A 17,567-nucleotide genomic window follows, 5' to 3' on the forward strand; every position below is an offset into this window, starting at 1 on the left:
CCGTGTCCTAGAACGTGCGGGCTCCGACGAAGGCGGTGAGCCGCGCGTCGTCCTGGTCGCGGAGGATCGCGCACACCTCGCGCAGCCCCTCGGCGAGACCGGAGATCTCGTCGTCGGTCAGCGCTATCGACGGCTCCAGGCGGAGGGTGTTCGGGGCGCTGCCGGTCGGCATCACCCGGATTCGGTGCTCGTGCAGCAGGAACCCGCTGACGAGGAACCCGAAGAGGCCGGCGGGCTGGGTCTGCCTGACCATGGGAGAGCCGACGGCGGACCGGTCGGCGAACTCCACCCCGACCAGCAGGCCGACGCCCCGGACGTCGGAGATGATGTCGTCGTACTCGGCGCGTACCGCTTCCAGTGCCTCGACGAGGCGGGCGCCGCGCTCCGCGGCGACACCGTAGGCGGCTCCGCCGTCGGCCTCCAGAAGTTCGAGGACCTTGAGGGCGATGCCGCTGGAGAAGGCGTCCTTGGCGAAGGTGGAGCTGTGCACCAGCTCGAACTGGGGGCGGTAGCGCGCCTCCCGGATCAACGTGACCGCGGTCTTCGCGAGTCCGCCGCCCAGGCTCTTGGCGAGGGTGTAGTAGTCGCCGCGGAGCGGGAGCAGCGAGCCGGCGAAGAAGGCGCCGGAGCGTCCGGCGCCCGTCTGCACCTCGTCGATCACGAGGGGGCAGTCGAACTCCGCGGACAGGGACTGGAGTTCCTTGGCGAACTCGGGGGAGATCGGGACGATGCCGCCCTCGCCCTGCACCGGTTCGACCAGCAGCGCGCAGAACACCGGAGCGTCGCGCTCGACGACGTCCACGACCCCGTCCTCCACCGATACGTCGAGCAGGGGCGTCCGCTCGGCCTCGAACACCGCACGGAGCGCGTCCGGCCGGTCGACGGGGACGAAGCGGGACTGCGCGGAGAGTTCCGTGAACGGCGTCCTGAACTGCGGGTTGTGCGTCAGCTGGATGCTGCCCATGAGCTTGCCGTGGAAGCCGCCCACCAGACTGAGCAGGCGCGGTGCGATCGCCGGGTGCGTGTGGTCGTCGAACGCGCGGACGCGGGCTTCCAGGGCGTCGAGCGCGACCTCGGGCGCCGCCGTGGCCGGCAGGCCGAGGGCGGTGAGGACGGCAGGGGCGAGGACGGCGGTTCCCTGGGCGATCGCGCCCCGCGCCTCCGTGATGTGCTCCTCGACCGCCACGAGCACCTCGGCCAGGCGCAGGCGCCGGTCCATCTCGGCGTGCTTGACGGCGACTTCGACGGCCTCGGCGCCCGAGTTGGCGAAGACCGCGTGGTGCGGCTCGTCGGTGCCGAACTCCCGGTGGACGATGCGGTTGAGGGCGGCGGCGACGGAGGCGGCCTCCGGGCGCAGCGACACCTGCGCGTGCACGGGGGTGTCCCGGTCGAGGAGTTCCTTGGCCCGGGCGACGATCTCGGGGTTGTTGTGGCCGAGGATCAGCGAGCCGTAGCCACTGATGAAGTCGGTCACCGGGATCTCGCCGCCGTCCTTGCCGCGTGCCCACATCGTGTTCCCGCGGGAGCGGGTGTACTCGACGTCGAGGCCGACCTGGGAAACGGCTCGGTGCAGTTCGGTGTCCACGAGGTCGTTCGCGTGGAGTGTCATTCGGCGTTACCTCCGCAGGTCCGCTTCCCGGCTTGACGTGATGGGTGCGGCGGGCCGTTCGATCGCCACACACGAAAGTCATCATGGCAAGGCGTGAATAACTACCCTCTAATCCCTGCATAGGTACGCCGCGGAAACCGGTCGCGAGGGTCGCGGGTTATTCGGAAGTTAGGGTGAATCGGTAGCCTCCGAAACGTGGAATCGACCAGGTCGACGTATGCCGGCCGTTGAGCGAACAGGAGTTGCCCGTGCCCAGTACGAACGGAACGGAACACGAGAAGGCCTTCGGTGAACTCAACCGGAATTACAAGGCCGCGTTCAACTCGGGAGACGTGGACGCGACCCTGGCCAACTACACGGCCGAGGGTCTGACCGTGGTGGAGCGAGGGCTCGCGCTCGGCAGGAGCGGCGACCTGCGCGAGGCGCTGGACGGCTACTTCCGGACGGCCCAGCCGCATGTCGAGTTCGAGTACGCGCACACCTACGTCGCCGGCGACGTGGCGCTGGTGATCACGGAGTGGACGCTGGAGGAGAACGCGCCGGACGGCGGCCGCACGAGCACGCAGGGGCGGGCGACCGACGTGCTGGTCCGCGAGCCCGGCGGGTGGCGCTTCGCGATCGACAACCGCTTCGGCTCGTCCTGACCGTGGCGGCACGAGAACGCCCCGCTTCCCGGAAGCTTCGGGAAGCGGGGCGTTTCTCGTACCGCGTTTCTCGTACCGCGCGCCTCATACCGCGCGCCTCATACCGCGCGCCTCATACCGCGCGCCTCATACCGCGTGACTCGTAGCGCGTGTCTCGTACCGCGTGACTCGTACCGCGTGCGGGGCCGGGCCGAGGAGCAGTGGACGTCAGTGGATGACCGACACCGCGGGGTCGATGCCCAGCAGGGAGCGGCTGTAGTCCTCCCAGCTCACGAGCCGGTTGAAGTGGATGTGGTGGCTGCCGGTCTCCAGGTCCCGCCAGAACCGCTGGAGCGGGTTGGAGGAGGCGAAGCCGCTGGTGCCGCCGAGGTCGAGCAGCTTCGCCATGGCCTGCCGCGCGCTCTGCAGCGCGGATGTCATGTGCAGCCGGGCCCGCGTGCGCTCACCGCGCGACATGCCGCCCTCCGCGGAGGCGGCGTCGAACATGTCGGCGGAGGCCAGCAGATAGTGGTACGCCGTGTCCACGTCGTGCGTGGCCTCGGCGAGCCACTGCCGCACGAGCGGGGAGTCGAGCGACGACTCGTAGATGGTGTCGCCCAGCGGCTTGCCCTTGTCCAGCATGGCCCGCACCGTGTCGAGGGCCCCGTGGGAGGCGCCGACCAGGGCCGCGATCGTCCGGTGCGCGACCGCGGCGAACGTCTCCAGCTTGGGGAGGTTCAGCGGCCCGAGCTCCGGGTCGATCGGGTGGTCGATGCTCCGGCTCTCCGGCACGAAGAGCCCGTCGAACTCCACGTTGTGGCTGCCCGTCCCGAGCATGCCGGCCACGTTCCAGGTGTGGTGGACGACGCCCTCCTTGGGCGGCGCCGCGAGGGAGATGAGCTCCCCCGTGGGCTCGCCGTCGGCGACGAGGGGGATGAAGGGCAGGATCATCCAGTCGCCGATCTCGACGCCGGAGATCGTGGGGAACGTACCGGTGACGCGGTAGCCGCCGTCCACCTGGGTCGCCGTGGCGGAGTGGTGGCCGCCGTTCGCGCACACGAACACGTCGGGGCTGGGCCCGAAGATCTCCTTGGCGCCCTTCTCCGGGATCAGGTTCGCGAGCGTCTCCGCCGCGCCGGTGATGGCGACGAGCCAGCCCGCCGACGCACAGCCCCGGCCGAGCTCGGCGAGGGCCGCGGCCTGGGTACGGAGGCTGAACTGGTCGCCGCCGTAGGCGCGCGGCACGCTCATCCGGAAGAACCCGGCCGAGCGCAGCGCCTCCACGGACTCGTCGGCGAGCTTCCGGTCCTGCTCGCTGCGGGCCGAGTGCTCCCGGAGGAGCGGCACCAGCGTGCGGGCCCGCTCGACGACCTCCTGGACCTCGGGCTCGTAACGGAATTCAAGGTCTGTGGACACGCAATTCTCCTTGGTTGGTTTCCCTGCGGGAGTTCACTTCTTCCGGAATCGCCTCGGACGTCACCGGGGCGCCGCCTCGCGCAGCTTCAGTGAAGACCAGGTGGCGCATTTAATGAATGCGCCACCGGACCAAAACCGCATCGACTCTCTGCTGTCGGGCCCAATCCTCGACGATCGTCGTTCCACTACTGTCGGGTGTGAAATCACCGGTTAAGGAGTGCCATGACCGCCATCGATGCAGCACATTTTCGGCGCACCCTCGGAAATTTTCCGACCGGAATCACCGTCATCACCTCGACGGGTCCCCGGGGCGAGCCGGTCGGAATGGTCTGCAACTCGTTCACGTCGGTGTCTCTCGACCCGCCCCTGGTGCTGTTCTGCGCGGCGTGGTCGTCGACGACCTGGCCGCTCATACGGAAGCGCGGGCGGTTCTGTGTGAACATCCTCGACCGCGGGGGCGAAGCGCTGAGCCGCCGGTTCTCCGGGCGCTCCGGCGACCGGTTCGCGGGTGTGCGGTGGAAGCCGTCGGAGCACGGTCCGGAACTGGAGGGAGCCGTCGCCCGTGTCGCGTGCGTCCTCGACACGGAGCACCCGGCGGGGGACCACGCCATTGTGGTCTCCCGGGTGGTCGGGCTCACCGACGCCGGAGCTGAGGCCGACCCGCTGGTCTTCCACCGCGGCCGGTACGGCTCGTTCGCCGGCTCCCTCGACGGCGCCCTCGCCCCGGTCGTCGGCCCGGGAGCCTGAACGGACCAGGACCAGGACCAGGACCGGGACCGGGACCGGGACCGGGCCCAGGCCCAGGCCCAGACCCAGGCCCAGGACCGGAACCGGCCCGGCTGCCCGCGCCCTCCCCGCGGAGGGGCGCGGGCAGCCGTTCGTTCACGCGAAACTGGTCGGCACCTGCCGCAGCGCCGCCAGCGACTCGACGAAGAAGAAGATGCCGCGGAAGAAGATCAGGGTGTCCCCGCGCTCCAGCGAGAGCTTCCGGTCGACCACGGTCCGCTGGAGGTTCGCCTCGCCCGAGTAGATGCGATGCCACGTGTCCGTGCTGCCCACGAGCACGAAGTCCGCGTCCACCGGCTCACCCGGCGGGATCACCGTCGCCTCCGCACACTTCCCGTGCTGCCAGTCGAGCCGCAGGTACGAGGTCGCGCCGTCGGGCTCCCGCACGCCGAGCGCCCACGTCTGGTCGCAGGCCGCGCGGGTCGCCGCGATCCACTCCCAGTAGCTCTCCTGCTTGGTCGCCACCACGTCCGCGTCCGGGCCGCTGTCCACCCGGACCCGGGTCGCCTCCGCCCACTCCGCGGAGAGGAACCGTACCGTCTGCGTGTCGATCGTCGTCCCCATGACTCAACCTCCCGCGATCTCGGGCTGGATGTTCTGCACCATGGCCGCGATGTCCGGCGGCAGATCGATCCCGACGTCGGACAGCTTGTTCTGCACCTGACGGATCATGAACTCGGTGACCGCCTCGGCGTCCCAGCCGAGGGGCTCCAGCGGTGCCGGCTTGCTGACGCCGCCGTTCATGGCCAGTTCGGTACGCAGGGTCTCGTACACCTCGTGCACGAGCCGCGGGTCCTCCTGGATCGCGTCGCGCAGGAACCGCATCCCGAACTGCACGTGACGGGCCTCGTCACGGCAGGAGGCGATGAATCCGGTGTAGTAGCCGGGCAGATAGCCGCGGGTCCGGCAGTAGGTGAGCGTGATCTTCATGATGCTGAGCGCGAGGACGCCCTCGATCCACAGGAAGTACGCGGTGGCGTACCGCACGCGCAGCTTCTGGTTGTCCGGGTCCTTGCGGAGGTCGTCCGAGAGGTGGGCCATCAGCCCGAACGATCCGACGAAGGACTCGGGGACGTAGTCGAAGGAGGCGGCGAGGAGCTCCGCCACCGAGTCCCCGGGCAGCCCCACGACCTCCCGGTAGAACCGGTCGAAGAAGAGCGTGTGTCGGGCCTCGTCCTCGATCTGCGTGGACAGGTAGAGCTTCGCGTCCTCGCTGCCCGAGAGCATGAAGACGGGCAGCTCGATCTCGACCTGGCGCTCGGCGTGGTGGAACGCCGCCGCGATCTCCTTGAAGGCGTCCCGCTCCTCCTCCGTCATCTTGGTGCGCCAGTCGATGGCGTCCTGGGAGAAGTCGAGGTCGTAGGCGTTCCAACGGTGCTTGAAGTAGCGCTTGTACAGATCGATGTACTCGGGAAGCTTCTTCAGGTCCTTGTGCACGTAGTCGATCATGTCGTCGATGTTGATCTCCCCCAGCTCGGTGAGGGAGGACTGCTCGACGGACGTGACGAGCGATGGGTCCATAGGGGCCATCGGATATCTCTCCGGTTTCCTCGTGTGGTGACGGGATCGAACCTTGCGTCGCGCCGGATGCGGAGGGTGCGGCACACCGGCACGGGGTCGTGGGCATGCGTGCGCGGCCGTGCGTGGTCGACAGACGGTCGTGGTGAGGTCGTGGGGAGTGCGGGGGAGTGCGTGGGAGGTCGTTGGGGGGCGTGGGTGGTTGTCAGGGAGCGGCAGGGAGCGGCCGCGAGCGGCAGAGAGCGTCAGGGGCGCCCGTAACCCCCGTGGAGCGCCGGCGAGGTGCTCGCGTACTCCAGGTCGTGACTGAGCACCGCCCGCTCCAGCGCCTGGAGCTGCGGGCTCGGTTCGAGCCCCAGCTGGCTGACGAGTGCGGCCCGCGTGCGCCGGTACAAGCTCAGCGCGTCGGCCTGTCTGCCGGAGTGGTACAGCGCCTGCATCAGCCACCCGCAGGCCTGCTCCCACAGCGGCTCGGCCGCGACGAGCCCCTCCAGGTCGCCGATGACGTCCCGGTAGCGGCCCAGGGTGATGTCGGCCTCGATACGGCTCTCCAGCGCGGCTGTGCGGGCGTTGTCGAGGGCCGTGGACTCCGGCCACGAGTAACCGTGCTCCGCCAGGTCCGCCAGCGCCGGCCCCCGCCACAGACCCAGCGCGTCACGGAAGGTGTCGGACGCCTCGCCCCACAGCCCTGCCGCGAGCTCGCTACGGCCCCGGGCCACCCCGGCCTGGAACTGCCGCACGTCGAGGCTGTCGTCCCGTACGTGGAGCACGTAACCGGGCCCCTCGTGCAGCAGCTCCGCATCACCGCCGTACGACGAGAGGATCGTACGGAGCCGGAAGATCGCGTTGTACAGCATCTGCCGTCCTGTGGGCGGCACTCGGGCCGGCCACACGGCGGACATCAGCTTGCTGACGGAGACCACTTCGTTGCTGTGCAGCAGGAGGAACGCCAGCGTCGCGCTGTGCCGCACCCCGCCCAACGGCACGGTGCGGTCACCGTCACGGATCTGCACCGAGCCCAACAGTTCAAACCGCATGACCCACCTCGATCGGGTGGAATTTCCCGACGCAAGAGGACCAGTTGAAATACTGAGGCATAGTCAACTCCTCGTAGTTCGCACTTGAATTATGCGTGGGGAAATGTGCGGAGTCCACCTCAGAATCGTTCATGAAGCTGCACATCCATCTCAGTAACTGGGCCCGGAACAAGCGGACATGACAGAGTTCGGACAGACATGACAAAGTCCAGGCGCGCTGTCGCACGCCTGGACTTTGTCGTCGAATACGTCAGCCCTCGAGAGGTGCCGTTCCCTGACTCACCGCGTATCCGAGCTGGAACCTGGTGCGGGCCCCGAATTTCTGCATGAGCTGCGCGATGTATTTCCGGCAGGTGCGCACGGACAGGCCGAGTCTGCGCGCGATCGTCTCGTCCTTGGCGCCGTTCATCAGCATCTGGAGGATCTCGCCCTTGAGGTCGTCGCTGATCAGGACGAGCTCGCCGGGGCCGGGTGCGAAGTCCCGGGCGCCGGCCCAGGAGCGCCCGAAGGAGGAGTACAGGAAGGCGACGACGGTGGGGTCCTGGATCACCGCGACCGCACTCCCGTCGTCCTCGGTGACGGGGATGAAGGCGATGGCGGCGTCGAAGACGATCAGCTGGCCGAACGACGGCGCGACCGTACGGATCCGGGCCCCCGCCCCGATCAGCGCCTCGGCCTGCTCCCGCGCGGAGCTGTCGAATCGGGCGGTGTGCTGGAAGAGGAGCCGCGTCGGGATCCCCGGGGCGAGCAACGGAGGCTCGCACTCGAACAGCTCCAGGATCGGGCGACCGCCTCCGGGCAGCATGGCGACGACCTCGTCCTTGCTCTCCGCCGCCACCTCGTGCATGAGGGCACACGCCGAGTCGAGGTCCAGCAGCTCCTTGACCCCGTCGCGGGCGGGGGCGAGTTCTTTCAGGGGGAAGCCGCCCTCGCATCGGCTCCGGCGGTAGACCTCAAGGCGACGGCGTGCGACCACGGACAGAAGACCTCCACCACACGAGGATTCCAGAGGTGAACGCCGCGCACCGTGCGGTGGCGGACCCTCACCTGCCTTCTGTCGAACATGGCACGGTGACGACGGGCGGGCCAAGTGTTGACCCGTTGACTGTTCCGGGCAACAGCGGCCCGGCTCACCGTGCGGGCCGTGCACCGGCGCCGGCGGAAACGGCTCAGGCCACCAGCAGTTGGTGGAGGAGGAACACGTTCAGGCCGGAGATCGCCAGGGACACCACCATGCCGATCGTGGTGGTCAGCCGTCGGTTGGTCAGCGGTCCCATCACATCGCTGCGGCGGCCGAACAGGACGAGCGGTATCAGTGCGAAGGGGATCCCGAAGGACAGCACGACCTGACTGATGATGAGGGCCCGGGTGGGATCCGTACCGAGCGCGAGAATAGCGAGGGGCGGCGCCATCGTCAGCAGTCTGCGCAGGAGTACGGGAATCTGTGTCCGCAGGAACCCCGACAGGATGACCTGGCCCGCGTAGGTTCCGACGCTGGACGAGGCGATGCCCGAGGCCAGCAGGGCCAGCGCGAAGGCGAGGGCGGTGTCGCTGCCGAGGACCTGGCCGAGCCCGGCGTGCATGTCGTCCAGCGATTCGTGCGGCAGGGACGTCCCGTGCAGGGAGGCCGCCGCGACGAGCAGCATGGAGGCGTTGATCACGGCGGCGATGCCGAGGGCGCAGACGAGACCCTTCAGCATGGAGCGCAGCGCCTTCCTGCGGGCCGCGACCGAGCCTCGGTGGTGCTCCTGGGTGAGGGCCGAGTGCAGGTAGATGGCGTGCGGCATGACCGTCGCGCCGAGCATGCCCGTGGCCAGCAGGATGCTGTCCGTGCCCGCGAAGCCGGGGATCAGGCCCGCGCCCGCCGCGGCCGGCGGACCCGAGCGGAACACCTGGTAGGCGAACCCGGCGGACACCAGCAGGATCAGCGCGAGGATCACGGTCTCGAAGCGCCGCCGGCGCAGTGGGGCGAGCATCAGGATCACCAGGGACACCGCGGCCGTGATCAGCGCGGCCGGTAGCAGAGGCACGCCGAACAGCAGGTTGAGGGCCACCGCCGCGCCGACGAACTCGGCCAGATCGGTGGCCATGCTCACCAGCTCGGCCTGGAACCACAGGCCGTACGTCACGGGCCTCGGGTAGTGCTCCCGGCACAGCTCGGGCAGGCTGCGGCCGCTCGCGATGCCCAGCTTCGCGGCGAGGTACTGCACGAACACCGCGGCGACACTGGCCGACGCGATGACCCACAGGAGGAGGTATCCGTAGCGGGCGCCTCCGGTCATGTTCGTGGCGAAATTCCCGGGGTCGACATAGGCGACCGCGACGACGAACGCCGACCCCAGGAATCCGTAGGCCGTTCCGAGCCGGGACCGGAGACTTCCGGGCGGTGCGGGGGGCCCGGTCTCATGGGTCAGGGTCGATGAATCGGTCATCAGCGGAACAGCGCTCCTCCGAATAGGCGGCCACCACGGGAATCGCGAATCACCCGCGACTCCATGCGACATGACGGGGGCGATCGCCGACAAGAGTTGGCCTGTTGAGGGTTCGGGGAAACACGGCCGATGCATTTGCACGTGCACGTGCGAATGCGTATTCAGGTGCACGGAAAAGCCCGGCGGTCACGTGCCGAGGCACGTCACCGCCGGGCGGTCGGGAAAGGATCAGGAGGCGCAGCGGGCCTCGGGCCGCAGCGGCCGTTCCCCACGACTCTCGTCCCGGGACAGCGCCGGGCCCGTGGCGTACCGCTCCAGGCCGTCCGTCCGGCTCGCTTCCCCAGCCGTGTCGGGGGCGCGGCGGGCCCTCGCGATGCGCGAGCGGAGCTCGGCCACCCGGCCGTCGGCGAGCTCCTCGTACAGGCTCAGCGCCGCCTTCCAGGACGCGATGGCCCGGCTCTCGTGGCCCAGGCTCTCCAGCGCGTGCCCGCGCCGGTACAGGCAGTCCGCCTCGCCGCCGTGGGCGCCGGCCGCCCTGAGGGTCTCCAGGGCTCGTTCCAGACAGGCGAGTGCCGCCTCGTGGCGTCCCTGGGCCGTGTGGATCCCCGCCATCTTGGTCAGCGCCCGGCCCTGCCCGTCGTAGTTCCGGATCTCCTCGAAGATGTCCAGGGCCTTGCCCAGCGTGTGCAGCGCCTGGTCGTCGTCGTGCCAGCCGTGGTAGCTGTCGGCGAGCGTGAGGAGGACGGAGGCGGATCCGTCGTGGTCGTCGAGCCCGGCGAACAGGGATCTCGCCTCCTGGGCGCGGGCGTGAGCCTCGTCCCAGTCGCTCTGGTCGGCGGCGAGGAATCCCATCCCGCCGAGCGTCCACGCCTGACCGTGCCGGTTCTGGACCTGCCGCCACACCGACAGGGAACGCTCGAAGTGCTGCTGGGCGCGCTTGTACTGGCGCTGCCACCGGTACCCTTCGGCCGTCCCGGTCTGCAACCAGCCTTCGGCGAACCGGTCACCGGACGCCCGTGCCGCCTCCAGCGCCACCTTCATGATGCCCAGCCAGATGCTTCCGGGCTTGCGGAGCAGACAGAAGTAGTCGTAGAGGCTGACGGCCAACTTCCAGGCCGTGTCACGGAATCCGTGGTCCATGGCGAGCCGGATCACCTGGGCGAAGTTGGCGGCCTCGGTGTCGAACCACTGCAGCGCGGCCTCGTCGTCCTCGAAGCGGAGCGGGGTGACGCGGCCGGCGGACTGCCGGAAGTCCAGGATGTTGTGGCGGAACGGAGCCAGTGTCCGTACGCCCGCGAGGCTCGAGTGCAGATACCAGTCGGCGAGCCGGCCCACGGCGGCCGTACGGTCCTTCTCCTCCTCGTCGGACGCGAGGCGCTCCGCCGCGTAGAGCCGAAGGAGGTCGTGGAACCGGTAGCGGCTGAAGGACACGCCCTCCAGGAGATGGACCTCGTGGAGCCGCTGCAGGAGCTGCTGGGTCTTCAGGACCGGCTTGCCGATGAGCGCCGCCGTCGCCGCGACGCTCGCGTGCGGACCGGGATGCAGGCTGAGGAAGCGGAACGTCCGGGCCTCCTCGGGCTTCAGGTCGCAGTACGACCACTCGAAGGCCGAGCGGACGGTCACCGAGTCGTGCACGGCCAGGCCGTCGAGGCGGTGTCGTTCGGCCGCCAGCTCGTCGACGAGCTCGCCGATCGGATGGTGGGGGTGGGCCGCCACCCGGTCGGCGGCGATCCGCAGGGCCAGCGGGAGACGTCCGCACAGCTCCGTCAAGGCCGTGACGGCGTCGGCCTCGGCGGTGGTGCGGACGGAGCCGATGACCGAGGACAGGACCTCCACGCTCTCCTGCTGCGAGAGGTGGCGCAGGAGGATCCGCTCCACCCCCACCCGCATGGCGAGTCCACCGAGCCTCCGGCGGCTCGTCAGGACGACCGCGCACCCGGCCGCCCCCGGTAACAGAGGTTCCACCTGCTCCGAGGAGGCCACATTGTCGAGCACCACGATGACGCGCCGGGAAGAGAGGAGCGAGCGGTACAGCTTCTCCCTTCGCTCGGTCTTCGCCGGGATGTCGTGGACCGGAACTCCGAGGGAAGTCAGGAACTCTTCGAGGATTTCTCCGGGAAGCGCGGAAAGGCCCGTTTTCGAATACCCCTTGAGGTCCGCGTAGAGCTGGCCGTCGGGAAAAGCATCGGGCTCCGACCTGATGATGTCGTCGGCGCAGCGGAGCGCCAGTGCGGTCTTCCCGACACCGGGCGGACCGTCGATCGAGACGACAGGTGTGCTGTGCGCCGTTGCGGCCTGCGTCAGCACCTCGCGGATTCGCCGGCGATCGGCTTCCCGGCCGATGAAACCGGCCAGCGGCGTCGGCAGCTGGGCCGGGCGTTGGGCGGACTTCACCGCGGCGAGTGCGATGAGCTTTCCGCCGGCTTCGAGGGCTTCGTCGCAGCGTCTGACCAGGCTGGCCGAAGGGGGAGCGCCGTGCCGGACCTTGCTCAGCCAGCTGGGGTGGTAGCTGATGAGGTCGGCGAGCCGGCGCCAGGACATGTGTCGCTGAGTCAGCAGACGCTGCAGTTCCTCGACGAACGGTGACGGCATGCCGCTTTTCTCCACGACGACTGCCCCCCTTCCCTTGAATGATGGTCTCGGTCAACGGGATGCCGCATCAAACGGAAATCGCGAGCGTCACGAACAATGAAATGCCAGGCGAACTCATCGACGATAGGCGGACAGTCAAGAAGAGGTCAAGCGGCTCTTGGGCAAGGGCGATCCAACGGCCCGTCCTGCGATCGCGCGAGCGGTGCGGGCGGGGGAGTCAACTCCTTTACCGTTGTCAAGAGGGCCTCAATTCGTCACTGCGCCAAGACGCATGTGCTGCTGTCTCTTACCAGGCTCTCACCGTGGCCTGCACCAACGGAAGACGCTGGCTCATTCACACCAGTCCACCCGCGTGAAGTGGCTCAGATCATGCCCTCCCTACTCCTCGGGTCGGGAAACGTAGTTCCCCGCGTACGTCCGTCCCTTCCACGCCGCCCCCCGGCCGCGGTAGTGCTGCACGGCCGAGTCCACGGTCATCAGGAGATAGAGGAGAGCGGTGAAGGGGAGCAGGGGCGCGAGCCACAGCGGCTGCCGGTAGTAGCGGAGCATCGGCAGGTACGTCCCCGCCATCACCGCCCAGGCCGCGCCGCCCGCCCAGGCCGCCGTCGCGTCCCGCGTCACCGCACCCGCCGCCAGGGCCACCGGCGGCACGAGATAGATCACCGCGAGACCCGCCACCGTCCCGGCGAGCACCAGCGGGCTGTACCGCAGCTGCGCGTACGCGCTCCGCGACACCATCCGCCACAGCTCGCCGAGGCCCGGGTAGGGGCGGATGCTGTCGACCCGCTCCGCGAGCCCGAGCCAGATCCGCCCGCCCGCGCGCCGTACCGCCCGCGCCAGCGACACGTCGTCGATCACCGCCTGCCGGATCGCGTCCGGCACGCCGGCCGCCACCGCCGTCTCCGTCCGCAGCAGCACACAGCCGCCCGCCGCGGCCGTCGCGCGGGGCCGCGCCCGGTTGATCCAGCGGAAGGGATAGAGCTGCGCGAAGAAGTAGACGAACGCGGGCACGACGAGCCGCTCCCACCGGCTCGCGACCCGCAGCCGCGCCATCTGCGAGACCAGGTCCAGGTCGTTCGCCACCGCCGCCGCGACGAGCAGCCGCAGACTGTCCGGTTCGTGGGCGATGTCCGCGTCCGTGAGGAGCAGGAACTCCGGCTCGCGCGTGCGCGCCAGGGCGATGCCGTGCCGCAGCGCCCACAGCTTCCCCGTCCATCCGGGCTCCGGCTCACCCGGCGACACGACGGTGAGCGGCAGCCCGCCGCGCGCCTCGATCACCTCACCACGCCGACCGGCCGGCTCGTCCGACCCGTCGTGCCGACCGGCCGCCTTTTCCGAGCCGTCGTGCGGACCGGCCGCCTCGTCCGACCCGGCATGCGGACCGGCCGACCCGTCGTGCCGATCGGTCGGCCCGTCCCGGTGGCGCTCGGCCAGTTCGGCGGCCAGCCGCCCCGTACCGTCCGTGCTCCCGTCGTCGACGAGGATCACCTCGGCCTCGCCGGGATAGTCCTGCGCCAGCAGCGACGGCAGGCTCAAGGGGAGGACCTCGGCCTCGTCCCGTGCCGGTACGACGACCACCACCCGTGGCCATCCGCCCCCGGCCGGCAGATCGCGGCCTGCGTCGACGGGCGGCAGACGCTGGTCCGTCCTCCAGAAGAAGCCCTGGCCGAGCAGCAGCCAGAGCCAGACGGCCAGGGAAGCGATCGCGAACCAGGCGAGGGTGCTCATTTGCCGCAGTCTGCCCCAGATCGCCGGGCGTACAAGGCCCATCGGCTAGGGTGACCGGGTGAAGATCGCGCTCATGGATTCCGGAATCGGCCTGCTCCCGGCAGCAGCCGCGGTGCGTCGGCTCCGGCCGGACGCGGATCTGCTCCTCTCGAACGACCCCGACGGCATGCCGTGGGGTCCGCGCACCCCCGAGGACCTCACCGAGCGCGCCCTCGCGGTCGCCCGCGCCGCCGCCGAGCACGGCCCGCGCGTCCTCATCGTGGCCTGCAACACCGCCACCGTGCACGCCCTGCCCGCCCTGCGCGCCGCACTCGAACCGGACATCGCCGTCATCGGCACGGTCCCCGCCATCAAGCCCGCGGCCGCCGGCGGCGGCAAGGTCGCCATCTGGGCCACGCCGGCCACCACCGGCAGCGCCTACCAGCGCGGACTGATCCGCGACTTCGCGGACGGCGCCGAGGTCACCGAGGTGCCCTGCCCGGGGCTCGCCGACGCCGTGGAGCACGCCGACCCGGAGGCCGTGGACCGGGCCGTCGCCGCGGCCGCCGCCCTCACCCCGGCCGACGTCCGCGCCGTCGTCCTCGGCTGCACCCACTACGAGCTGGTCGAGGAGCGCATCGTCGCCGCCCTGGAGGCGCGCGACCGGGGCGGACTGCCGCCGATCGTCTTCCACGGCTCCGCCGACGCCGTCGCCGCGCAGGCGCTGCGCCGGATCGGCGCCGAGCCCGCGCCCGACGCGGACCCGACCGGCGGCCTCTCCGTCCTGCTCAGCGGGCGCCCCGGACAGCTCCCCGCCACCGCCCTCGGCTACGCCGAAGGCCGTCTCCTCGCGGCGACCGCCCCCGCTCACTGACCGTGAGGGAGTGACCGCGCTCCGACGCGCCGCGCTGGACGAACCTGAGTACGCTTCCTGGTATGAGGCAGTACCCGCGGGACCAGCGTGCCGACGAGCGGAAACCCGCCGTCTGGACCGGCCGCGCCACCAATCGCCTCCAGTGGCTGGCAGCGGCCGCCGGCGCCGCCTGTATGGCCCTCGGCATCACGATCGCCGTCGAGTCGGCCTGGACCTCGGGCATCGCGGCCCTCCTCATGGCGGTGATCGGCTGCGTCGCGGCCGGACTGCTCGTCCTCTTCGGCACGCTCGCGTTCGTCCACGTGGCCGTCAGGGTTGACGACCGCGCCATGGAGGTTCGCTGCGGTCACATCGGTCTGCCGCGCCGGCGCATCCCCCTCTCCCATGTCGTCGGCGCCGACTTCGCCCCGAGCGTCACCCCGCGCCAGTGGGGCGGCTGGGGCTACCGCTGGCGCCCCGAGAAGGGCACGGCGGTGATCGTCCGGCGGGGCGAGGCCCTGGTCCTGCGCCTCGGTGACGGCCTGACGTTCACGGTCACCGTCGACGACGCCGAGTCCGCGGTCCGGGTCATCCGCGACCGCCTCCGCCACCCGGCCCCGCCGGGACCGTCCGCCCCGACGGGAGTCTGACCGCGCCGTCCCCGCAGGCAGGGCGGCGGCAGGACGCCCCAGCGACCGCGGCACCACGGTGGGCACGACGGCGGCTCGACCCGCGGCACCACAGCGGCTCGGCGGCGGCAGGACCGCACCTCTTCGGCCGGTGACCCGGCTCGTACACGGCTCGTACCCGCCTCGGTGTCGACAGGGAAGCCCCGTAGACTCCGCAAGGTGAGCGCCACCATCACCCCCGCACCCGCCCCCGCGTCCGGAGCCGAAGGCTCGTCCGCGCCGGGTTCCCCGCTGCGACGGTTCGTGCGGCCCGGGACGGCCCTGCTGTCCGGGCTCCTGCTCTTCCTGAGCTTCCCGCCGCGCCCCCTGTGGTGGCTCGCCCTGCCCGCGTTCGCGCTGCTCGGCTGGACCCTGCGGGGCCGACGCCTCCGCGCCGGTTTCGGCCTCGGCTACCTGGCCGGTCTCGGCTTCATGCTCCCGCTGCTCGTCTGGACCGGCGAGGAGGTCGGCCCCGTCCCGTGGCTCGCCCTCGCCGCGATCGAGGCGCTCTTCGTGGCCGCCGCCGGGCTCGGCGTCGCGGCCGTCTCCCGGCTTCCGTGGTGGCCCTTCTTCGCGGCCGGGGTGTGGATCCTCGCCGAGGCGGCACGCGCACGCGTGCCCTTCGGCGGCTTCCCCTGGGGCAAGATCGCCTTCGGGCAGGCGGACGGCGTCTTCCTGCCGCTCGCGGCCGTCGGCGGCACCCCGGTGCTCGGCTTCGCGGTCGCCCTCTGCGGTTTCGGCCTGTACGAGGCGTACCGACAGCTCCGCGCGTACCGCGCCACCGGCACCGTCCCGCGCGGTCCCCTCGCCGCCGCCGCGCTCTCCGTGCTCCTCCCGGTCACGGGCGCGCTCGCGGCGCTGCCGCTCGTCGACGACACGGCGGAGGACGGCACCGCGACCGTCGCCGCCGTCCAGGGCAACGTGCCCCGCCTCGGCCTGGACTTCAACTCCCAGCGCCGCGCCGTCCTCGACAACCACGCCGCCCGCACCCACGAGCTCGCCGACGCCGTCAAGGCCGGCCGCGAGCCGCAGCCCGACTTCGTCCTGTGGCCGGAGAACTCCTCGGACATCGACCCGTACGCGAACCCCGACGCGGCCGACGTCATCGACGACGCCGTCCGCGACATCGGTGTCCCCACGGTGATCGGCGCGGTCATCTCCCCGCCGACCGGCAAGCTCCGCAACACCCTCATCGAGTGGGACCCGGAGCGCGGCCCCGTGGCCACGTACGACAAGCGGCACGTCCAGCCCTTCGGCGAGTACATCCCGATGCGGCCCCTCGTCCGCCTCTTCAACAGCAACGTCGACCGGGTCAGCCGCGACTTCGGCCCCGGTTCGAAGGTCGGCGTCTTCGACCTCGCCGGGACCAAGGTCGGCCTCGCCACCTGCTACGAGGCGGCCTTCGACTGGGCCGTGCGCGACACCGTCACCCACGGCGCCCAGCTCATCTCCGTCCCCAGCAACAACGCCACCTTCGGCCGCAGCGAGATGACCTACCAGCAGCTCGCCATGTCCCGGGTGCGGGCCGTCGAGCACAGCCGCTCCGTGGTCGTGCCCGTCACCAGCGGCGTCAGCGCCGTCATCCGCCCCGACGGCGAGATCGTCGCGCAGACCAAGATGTTCACCCCCGACGTCCTGGTCGAGGAGGTGCCGCTGCGCTCCTCGCTCACCCCGGCGACCCGCATGGGCACCCTGCCGGAGGCCCTGCTCGTGGCCCTCGCCGTCGCCGGCCTCGGCTGGTCGGCGTTCCGTTCCGTACGAGCCCGCCGCACGCCCGCGGAGTGATGATCATCCGATGATCTAGGGTCGGTGTCATGGGTACCCCTGACTTCATCCGCGCCCTGCGCGAGACGGCCGGCCACCAGCTCCTCTTCCTGCCGGGAGTGAGCGCCGTCGTCTTCGACGACCGGGGCCGGGTCCTCCTCGGGCGACGGGCCGACAACGGAACGTGGGCGGTCATCGGAGGCATCGTCGAGCCCGGGGAGCAGCCCGCCGACTGCGCGGTGCGCGAGGTGTACGAGGAGACGGCCGTGCACTGCGTGCCCGAGCGGATCCTGCTCGTCGAGACCCTGCGCAAGCCCGTCGTCTACCCCAACGGCGACACCTGCCAGTACATGGACGTGGCCTTCCGCTGCCGTGCGGTGGGTGGCGAGGCCCGGGTCAACGACGACGAGTCGACCGAGGTCGGCTGGTTCGAGGTGGACGACCTGCCGGAGATGAAGCGTTTCTCGTACCTCCGGATCGAGAAGGCGCTCGCCGACGACCCCACATGGTTCCGCACCACAGAGACCAGCTGAACTATGGGCGGGGACCACATCGGTGGGGG

Annotated in this window: 15 protein-coding genes; 6 read left to right on the plus strand and 9 right to left on the minus strand. The window is 70.6% G+C overall.

Annotation, left to right across the window (positions count from 1 at the left end):
- Nucleotides 1-7 precede the first annotated feature (7 nt).
- Nucleotides 8-1,609 carry an aspartate aminotransferase family protein gene (locus tag ACZ6K0_RS27780; protein WP_469232302.1) on the minus strand — a complete coding sequence of 534 codons (1,602 nt, stop codon included), beginning with the start codon at nucleotides 1,607-1,609 and terminating at the stop codon, nucleotides 8-10.
- A 248-nt stretch (nucleotides 1,610-1,857) separates the two neighbouring features.
- On the opposite strand from ACZ6K0_RS27780, the gene ACZ6K0_RS27785 reads away from it, so the two are divergent.
- Nucleotides 1,858-2,253, plus strand: coding sequence for a YybH family protein (locus ACZ6K0_RS27785; protein WP_376396373.1), 396 nt, complete (start codon nucleotides 1,858-1,860; stop codon nucleotides 2,251-2,253).
- A 207-nt stretch (nucleotides 2,254-2,460) separates the two neighbouring features.
- Here the strand turns inward: ACZ6K0_RS27785 and ACZ6K0_RS27790 are convergent, their stop codons facing one another.
- Complete coding sequence (locus ACZ6K0_RS27790) at nucleotides 2,461-3,648, minus strand: acyl-CoA dehydrogenase family protein (RefSeq protein ID WP_376396370.1); 1,188 nt, start codon at nucleotides 3,646-3,648, stop codon at nucleotides 2,461-2,463.
- Between the two features lie 222 nt (nucleotides 3,649-3,870).
- Between ACZ6K0_RS27790 and ACZ6K0_RS27795 the strand changes: the two genes are divergently transcribed.
- Nucleotides 3,871-4,395, plus strand: a complete 525-nt coding sequence (locus ACZ6K0_RS27795) for a flavin reductase family protein (protein ID WP_376396367.1) — start codon at nucleotides 3,871-3,873, stop codon at nucleotides 4,393-4,395.
- A 135-nt stretch (nucleotides 4,396-4,530) separates the two neighbouring features.
- Here the strand turns inward: ACZ6K0_RS27795 and ACZ6K0_RS27800 are convergent, their stop codons facing one another.
- The 7 genes from ACZ6K0_RS27800 to ACZ6K0_RS27830 all read right to left on the minus strand — a co-directional run bounded on the left by ACZ6K0_RS27800 (nucleotide 4,531) and on the right by ACZ6K0_RS27830 (nucleotide 13,741).
- Nucleotides 4,531-4,998, minus strand: a complete 468-nt coding sequence (locus ACZ6K0_RS27800) for a hypothetical protein (protein ID WP_469232290.1) — start codon at nucleotides 4,996-4,998, stop codon at nucleotides 4,531-4,533.
- 3 nt (nucleotides 4,999-5,001) lie between these two features.
- Nucleotides 5,002-5,955: a ribonucleotide-diphosphate reductase subunit beta gene (locus ACZ6K0_RS27805; protein ID WP_376396361.1), complete on the minus strand. Its 954-nt coding sequence runs from the start codon at nucleotides 5,953-5,955 to the stop codon at nucleotides 5,002-5,004.
- A 242-nt stretch (nucleotides 5,956-6,197) separates the two neighbouring features.
- Nucleotides 6,198-6,989, minus strand: coding sequence for an AfsR/SARP family transcriptional regulator (locus ACZ6K0_RS27810; protein WP_376396358.1), 792 nt, complete (start codon nucleotides 6,987-6,989; stop codon nucleotides 6,198-6,200).
- A 250-nt stretch (nucleotides 6,990-7,239) separates the two neighbouring features.
- Nucleotides 7,240-7,965 (minus strand): helix-turn-helix transcriptional regulator, encoded by a 726-nt coding sequence (locus ACZ6K0_RS27815; RefSeq protein WP_469232283.1) that lies wholly within the window; start codon nucleotides 7,963-7,965, stop codon nucleotides 7,240-7,242.
- Between the two features lie 193 nt (nucleotides 7,966-8,158).
- Nucleotides 8,159-9,421 (minus strand): Nramp family divalent metal transporter, encoded by a 1,263-nt coding sequence (locus ACZ6K0_RS27820; RefSeq protein WP_376396352.1) that lies wholly within the window; start codon nucleotides 9,419-9,421, stop codon nucleotides 8,159-8,161.
- A 228-nt stretch (nucleotides 9,422-9,649) separates the two neighbouring features.
- On the minus strand, nucleotides 9,650-12,013 hold the full coding sequence (locus tag ACZ6K0_RS27825) for an ATP-binding protein (protein ID WP_469232280.1): 2,364 nt from the start codon (nucleotides 12,011-12,013) through the stop codon (nucleotides 9,650-9,652).
- 378 nt (nucleotides 12,014-12,391) lie between these two features.
- Nucleotides 12,392-13,741, minus strand: a complete 1,350-nt coding sequence (locus ACZ6K0_RS27830; RefSeq protein ID WP_469232278.1) for a glycosyltransferase — start codon at nucleotides 13,739-13,741, stop codon at nucleotides 12,392-12,394.
- 58 nt (nucleotides 13,742-13,799) lie between these two features.
- Between ACZ6K0_RS27830 and ACZ6K0_RS27835 the strand changes: the two genes are divergently transcribed.
- From ACZ6K0_RS27835 to ACZ6K0_RS27850, 4 genes are all read left to right on the plus strand, one after another.
- A complete protein-coding gene (locus ACZ6K0_RS27835; protein ID WP_469232277.1) occupies nucleotides 13,800-14,594 on the plus strand; it encodes a glutamate racemase in 795 nt (264 codons plus the stop codon).
- A 62-nt stretch (nucleotides 14,595-14,656) separates the two neighbouring features.
- Nucleotides 14,657-15,223 carry a hypothetical protein gene (locus ACZ6K0_RS27840; RefSeq protein WP_376396342.1) on the plus strand — a complete coding sequence of 189 codons (567 nt, stop codon included), beginning with the start codon at nucleotides 14,657-14,659 and terminating at the stop codon, nucleotides 15,221-15,223.
- 198 nt (nucleotides 15,224-15,421) lie between these two features.
- Nucleotides 15,422-17,026, plus strand: coding sequence for an apolipoprotein N-acyltransferase (gene lnt / locus ACZ6K0_RS27845; RefSeq protein WP_469232275.1), 1,605 nt, complete (start codon nucleotides 15,422-15,424; stop codon nucleotides 17,024-17,026).
- Between the two features lie 29 nt (nucleotides 17,027-17,055).
- Complete coding sequence (locus tag ACZ6K0_RS27850; RefSeq protein WP_376396336.1) at nucleotides 17,056-17,538, plus strand: NUDIX hydrolase; 483 nt, start codon at nucleotides 17,056-17,058, stop codon at nucleotides 17,536-17,538.
- The last annotated feature ends 29 nt before the right edge of the window (nucleotides 17,539-17,567 follow it).

This window comes from Streptomyces sp. NPDC042346 (assembly GCF_055581845.1).